The sequence below is a fragment of the Deltaproteobacteria bacterium genome, assembly GCA_026712905.1.
Taxonomy (GTDB): Bacteria; Desulfobacterota; Binatia; order UBA9968; family JAJDTQ01; genus JAJDTQ01.
Genome location: JAPOPM010000122.1, coordinates 1 through 3,375 on the forward strand (window position 1 = coordinate 1; position 3,375 = coordinate 3,375).

3 protein-coding genes are annotated in these 3,375 nt (G+C 62.1%); 1 reads left to right on the forward strand and 2 read right to left on the reverse strand.

From position 1 onward, the window contains the following. Nucleotides 1-212: 212 nt before the first annotated feature. Nucleotides 213-965, reverse strand: a complete 753-nt coding sequence (locus tag OXF11_09555) for a hypothetical protein (protein ID MCY4487345.1) — start codon at nt 963-965, stop codon at nt 213-215. A 142-nt stretch (nt 966-1,107) separates the two neighbouring features. After that, on the reverse strand, nt 1,108-1,428 hold the full coding sequence (locus OXF11_09560; GenBank protein MCY4487346.1) for a hypothetical protein: 321 nt from the start codon (nt 1,426-1,428) through the stop codon (nt 1,108-1,110). Nucleotides 1,429-2,251: 823 nt separating this feature from the next. On the opposite strand from OXF11_09560, the gene OXF11_09565 reads away from it, so the two are divergent. Then, nucleotides 2,252-2,473 (forward strand): hypothetical protein, encoded by a 222-nt coding sequence (locus OXF11_09565; protein MCY4487347.1) that lies wholly within the window; start codon nt 2,252-2,254, stop codon nt 2,471-2,473. Nucleotides 2,474-3,375 lie beyond the last annotated feature (902 nt).

Below are 3,375 nucleotides of genomic sequence, written 5' to 3' on the forward strand. Positions count from 1 at the left end.
CGCAAACTCAAGCATCGGGGCCTGGCCAAGGTCGACTTCCAGTTCACCCTCACCTTCGCCGCCTACAACCTGGTACGACTGCGCACCTTGGGAGTCGGGGGTTGAGCATGCGTCCATGGCCTCAGTGCGTCTGCGCCGCGCCCGCTGGCCTGAAATGGCCGGTGAAACAAGTCTATCTCGATGCCCTGAAGCCGGGTTTTCCATCGAATCACTCACAAACGCTCAAATCTAGGCGTTTTTCCACGGCCTGTTAGGAGCCCCTTGAAACTCGCCCGCTCCAATTTCAGCCCTTGAGGAGCGGGGACTTCGATCTCGATCTCGGTAAGCGCGCCCCGCGCGAATTCGCAGGCGTGGGAGAGACCGAATCTCACAGTCGCCTTGCCGTCGCGGAAATTGTAAATGGCGAACGAGGTGGGCAGGGATCGGTAGCTCACCTCGCACCCTCCGTCGGCCCGTTCGACGAGACTGTCCAGATCGAACGGATCGAATCCGCCGAGGGCCGCGCGCACGAGGTCGTCCTGTTTCAGGGCCGTCGTTATGACTGCGTCAGGCACCAGCTGCCGGATATCGGCGCGGGTGCCGGTGCGGAGGTCGATCGCGGCAAAGCTCACCAAATGGCCCGGATGCGCGCCTCCGCAGTACCAGCCGTAAGCGGTCCGGACCGACACCAGCGATCCAACAACCGAAAGCACGCGCCCCCTGACTTCGTTGTACTCGCAGTCCTTATGCGCCTTGGGTTGTTCATACAGGACGACCCGGTCCGCGGGCGGTTCCAGGTGTTGCGCCACGCCTCTCGATCGGTCCCATTGGATCTTCCAGCCGTCGGACACGACGGTCATAGTCTTCGGCACCCGCGCCGTCTCGATAGCAACGTCGTCGGATGCCGCCCCGGTCTTCCCCGGGGCGGTTTCGTATCCCGCGACCAACAGGGTGACTACCGAAACCGCGAATAGTGTTTTGTGCATCTGACTCTACTCCCTCGGGCGCGCGCCGCCATCCGGTCGACAGTCCTTCCCCCGAGACGCCGCCGAGTCCCGGGAAGGACCAGGCTGGAATCCCCGTTGCCGGCGTTGCGGAGCATTTGGCGACGCCGTCAAGGCGCCCACTTCAGATCTTGCAGCCCTGGTCCGCTGCCATTTGCTGAAGGCGTTTCTGGCGGTCTTGTGCGGCCTCCACCGCCTCTTCCACATTCGCGTATGTCATCAGCAACGCCGGCCAGAAGAACACCACGGCTGGGCGCAACCCAGCATCAAAGAAATACACACCAGAACCGCAAACTTCGTCACGGTGATCCTCCTTGTTAGATCCCCTTTGATGTTCGAGGGAACGCGACCATTTCCCCGTGACGCTCCCGCCAAACGCCACGCCCAAGTCATTCATCCGCACCGGCGGGTTGAACGCTACCTCGACGTGATCCGCGATACCCACTCGCTCGCCGGGATTGCGCGACCACCCACTGTGGAAAGCGCCATGAGCCGTTACTGGAGATCTGCCACTTTCCTACCACTTTCTCCAGACGCTCAATCTCCCGGTCCTTCTCGATGAAGGCAGTCCGGAACACTTCAAACTCAAGGTCTTTCATGGAACCCTCTATGGGATTGTGGAGGGCTTGACCGACGTAGTTGAAGATCTTCTTGTCGCGAAGGCCGATGTGGCGGCCCTCGTTCCACAGGCTCTTGCCGCCAGGAACGTCCAGGAGCTAAAGCCCGCCGTTGACGTCGACCACCCCGTGGCGGCCGGCGTCCTGCAGCACGATCGTATTCCCCTCTATCCGAACCCTTGCCATGCGACACTTCCTTGTCCAGGAGGCTACCGTCAGGGAGAGAAACCCCGCAAAGTTAAACTGAGGCAGTACGCCCGATTTCGCCCGCCCGAAACGCCGACGGGCCGTGTCGGCAACGCGACTTGCGCGTCTAAAGCCGTCCCGGATTCCCTCATGCACCGGTCCTTCCCGCGCCGGCAACGCCCTCCCCGCTCTCGCAGACGGCATCCGGTCGTGTGCTTCAGCGTTCCGAACCTCAAACCTGTCGCACTTTCGGGACACGTTTTAAATCCATAGCAACGCCGGACGCTGAATCCAATCTTGACCCCTTCCTCCGCCTGTTCCTCAGCGAACAGCGCGCGAGCCTGAAGCGCTGCCAGTTTGCAACTCGACGCTCAATTCGCTCGATGAATCGTCCAACTGTTGCTCCCACTGTTTTTGCTGGCATGGAAGTCCCACCTCACGCCATTTATCGTACCCGAGTTTCTGATGCTGCTGCCCGCACGGAAAAACGCGATGGACCCTTGCCCGGAAGAGCTGACGGAGAAGGTATGGCCTTTGTACGTACAGCTTTCGCCCGGGTTCACGACCAGCCCGGCCGTGCAAGCTCCACCACCGACCACACTGCTGCTCACCGTGACGCGCACCGCGCTGGAGCAGTTGTTCGTCGTATCGGACTCTCCGGACACCGTTTCGACGCAGGCGCCGTAATAGTATGTGCCGGCCCTCGACGGCGCCGTCAGACGGATCGACTCCGCGCTCGTACCCGAAGCCGCGAGACCGCTAACCGAGTCCCTGCCCACCTCCGTATCCGACGTGGAGATCGTCGCGTTCGAGGACCGGTAGTAGCGCAGCGTCGTCGCTGCCGACCGCCCGTCGCCCCCGTTGCGAACCGTCGCGCGCAACGTGAACGACGCGCCCGCATCCGGACTGCTGTCGTTTACCGAAGGCGACCCGACCGTCAGGTCCGGCGCCGTAGCCGGCGGCGTTCCGCGACTACGCACGATGGTGCCTCGGGAGACGACCCCATTTCTGACTCGGCACCCGCCAGAAGCTCGACAAGAGTATCTGGTTCCGTTCCGTAGCTGGATGTATTCGCCGTCATCGAAGATCAAATTTGTGACTGAGTTATCCAACGTGCCGGAGAACTCCACACCAGGCCAAGCCGTCGCCCAGTCGCCAACAGGGAATAGCCGACCAGCAGCTGGGACACCTGGAAGTGTGTCACCAACCCCAAAGGTGTTTCCGCCGCCTTGTCTGCCTACGGTGACGCGCACCGCGCTGGAGCAGTTGTTGGCCGTGTCCGATTCCCCGGTCACGGTGTCCACGCAGGCGCCGTAGTAGTACGTCCCGGCGCTCGACGGCGCCGTCAGCCGGATCGACTCCGCGCTCGCGCCCGGAGCGGAAAGGCTACCCACCGCATCCGTACCCACCGCTGTATCGGACGCCGAAATAGTCGCGTCCGAAGACAGGTAGTGTGTGCTGGGCAGCGTTCAGATCGGGTGGGTTCAAGTCCCACTGGCGCTCGGGTAAGGGGCGTCATATCCAAAAGTGGGGGTAATTCCTCACTGGCCGGAGTGAGTCGATAGGCGAGACCCTAAACGGGCACGAAG